This window comes from Fulvivirga aurantia (assembly GCF_009711475.1).
Classification (GTDB): domain Bacteria; phylum Bacteroidota; class Bacteroidia; order Cytophagales; family Cyclobacteriaceae; genus Fulvivirga; species Fulvivirga aurantia.
In genome coordinates this window covers 1-3,014 of the sequence record NZ_SMMD01000467.1, presented here as the reverse complement: position 1 = coordinate 3,014, position 3,014 = coordinate 1, and the positions used below count along the sequence as shown (strand labels likewise).

2 protein-coding genes are annotated in these 3,014 nt (G+C 39.8%); both read left to right on the top strand.

From position 1 onward, the window contains the following. On the top strand, nucleotides 1-2,436 hold a 2,436-nt coding region (locus E1176_RS03135; RefSeq protein WP_425482551.1), incomplete at its 5' end, for a TonB-dependent receptor. Nucleotides 2,437-2,623: 187 nt separating this feature from the next. Beyond that, the gene (locus tag E1176_RS03130) at nucleotides 2,624-2,965 is read left to right on the top strand and encodes a hypothetical protein (RefSeq protein WP_155209122.1); all 342 of its coding nucleotides are present in this window, start codon (nucleotides 2,624-2,626) and stop codon (nucleotides 2,963-2,965) included. Nucleotides 2,966-3,014: the final 49 nt, after the last annotated feature.

Sequence of the window (3,014 nt, the reverse complement as noted above, 5' to 3'; positions counted from 1 at the left end):
ATTTTGTTTTCTGTTGCAGCAACTTATGCGCAATCTGGAGAGATTACAGGACGAGTGCTTGATGCGAGTGGAGAACCACTCATTGGTGCTAATGTGGCTATTCAGGGTACTACTCAAGGTAGCACAACCGATGTTTACGGAAACTTTACCATTAGGAGACTGGAAAACCGTCAATATACCATTGTTGTAACTTATGTAGGCTATGACGAAATGGTTCAGAATGTAGATGTGTCAGGAGCTACCGATTTAGGTACTATCTATTTAACACCATCTATGTTATTCTTATCCAATCAAGTAGTTATTTCTGCTACAAGGAGAGCCGAAAAGCTGACTGAGACGCCAGCAACCATTCAGGTAATTAGTTCTAAGCAAATAGCTGAACTTCCTTCGTTTAATCCAGGAGAATTGCTTGCCAGATTAAAAGGGGTTGAGTTTGTAAGATCTGGTGTTGTGGGTACCGGAGTAAATATCCGGGGTTTCAACAGTAATTTCAACGCTAAAAATCTACAGATTAATGATGGTAGATATGCAACCTTAATTGCCACAGGTCTTCCTTTTGGGCCATTATCTACAATAATAAAAGAAGATGTTGATCGTGTGGAGGTTATTCTGGGACCAAATGCCGCGCTTTATGGGCCAAATGCTCATAACGGACTTGTAAACACCGTATTAAAAGATCCCAGAGCTACACCAGGTACTACGTTTGCACTGGGTGCTGGAAATCAGAGTATGTTTACCAGTAGGCTGAGGCACGCCCAAAAAATCAATGACAAATGGGCATTTAAAATCATAGGTGAATACACCAGAGGTGAAGAATTTGAGTTTGCAGACTCTGTTTATATCGATAGGCAAGATGCTGCTGGCAACCCTGGCCCTGACGGAACACCAGAAGGGTACGAGGAATTGGAATTAGATAATGATTTTGAATTCCTCAAGGGAGGAGCATCAGTCTACTATAGTGTAAATGATGATTCTGATATCATACTAGGTTATACGGGAAGTAATAGCACTTACCTTGCACCTACCAATGTAGGTAGAAATCAAATTATTGACTGGAAGCTCAACGTATTCTCGTTAAAATACACTTCTCCGCACTGGTTTGCTCAAGCTTACATGACAACCAGTAAGACGGATGATACTTATGCAATCGATGAGCGCACCAAACAATACTATCGACTCTTAGATGCCGGTATGTCAGATTCGGAAGCACGTGGTGAGCAGTCTTACGCTAGTGGGGCCAGGTTTATAGATGACTCACAGCGTTATAATGCAGAAGTTCAATATAATAATGAGTTTGGTGACTTTGCCCTGGTTACAGGCGCTCAATGGCAAAGAGATTTAGCCAATAGTCATGGCACGTACCTTTTAGATAAAAATGAAGAAGACTATATACAAATAGATCAGGTTGGGGTTTATGCTCAGGGAGAATATGACTTCGGAGGTGGACTCAAAGCAACAGCTGCCTTTAGAGGAGATAATCACGAAGTGTATGGGTTCAATTTTGTTCCCAAAGTTGGGTTGGTAAAATCTGTTGAAAATGGTGCCTTCCGCCTGACATACAGTGAAGGTATAGCCGCACCAACCATTCTTAACATGTACGGTAACCTTTTCTCCGGTTTAATCTTGGGTAATGCTGAAGGATTTACATTAAATGACGGTTCAGCAATTGAAAAACAAAAGGTAGAAAAAATCAAATCTTTTGAGATAGGGTATAAAGGTCAGGCAATTGATAAACTTTATTTAGACGCTAATGCCTTTTATAATATGTCAGAAGATTTTTTAAGCCCTGTTACAGTGGTGGGAGTCACAACTCAAAGGGGTGATCAGCCCATTTCTGAAGTGCAAAGTGGATACGGTGTTTTTGGAGGCTTGGTAGCTACTTATGTTAATTTTGGTCAGATTGACACCTATGGATTTGATTTAGGACTAAACTACAGATTCAGCAACAAGGTGAATTTAGATTTCAATTACTCTTATTTCGACTACGCTGTTGATGAAGACAATCTGGAAGAAAATGATTTTAACAATGACGGTGAGGTCAATAAACTGGATGTGTTAGTAAACGCTCCTACGCATAAAGCCGGAATAGGATTAAACTATAGCGATTCTAAATGGTTTGGAACGGTATTCGCGAGATGGGTTCAGGAATACGACTATTTTTCTAGCTTTCAGATTGCTGCAGAAACGCAGGACCTTGTATATCGAGGAACTCCTGTTGTTGAAGATGCAAGGAGTACTGATACGTGGAATTACGGCCCTCTTGGCGGTTTCGTAGATGTCGATCTTGGACTAGGCTATCACTTCAACGAGAAATTTACTTTATCTGGACAGGTTACCAACTTGTTTGATGCCGAGTTTAGAGAGTTTACAGCTTCTCCATTTATCGGAAGACTTTACTCTATTGAACTTAAAATTAACTTACCAGAAATCAAGTAAATTTTTTTCTTCATAGATTGGTTAAAGCACCCTGACTCATGTCAGGGTGTTTTGGTTTAAATCAGGGATTACATTTTTTGCAGATATAGCTACTCCTATAGTTGTCGGCCTACTGTAAATTCACACGACTTTTTAATAATAATATTAGTAAAAACTAAATATATTAGTAATTGTATATCTTTGTAGTATGCAGTTTGAACCGGGGATATACAAGATTGAGGACAGGGGAGTATTTAAGAAATGTTATTATCTACATGTGACTGTCTCTGAAGGTAAGAAGTTTTATCAGATAAACGCCAGTTTGGCCCAGCCTACCAGCGCGGCCCATATTTTAGATCACTATAAATTAAAAAAGAGCCTGCGCAGACCTTTGCAAATAAAAAAGGTTAAAATCACTTTAGAGTGGACGGATATTGATGACGATAATTTTGAAATGGCTACCAGTGACATCCAGATGCTTCGGAGACTATTTGAAGAATACCCTGAGCTAGCCAGGGCTTTTGGGTCCAGGAAGTTTAAGACGGATTGACGATTAAATTTTTCAGAGGCACTCCCACCCACACCTTAAGAATTCTAAT

Coding starts and splice junctions, on each gene's coding strand:
- E1176_RS03130 (WP_155209122.1), top strand. CDS start 2,624: ATGCAGTTTGAACCGGGGATATACAAGATTGAGGACAGGGGAGTATTT.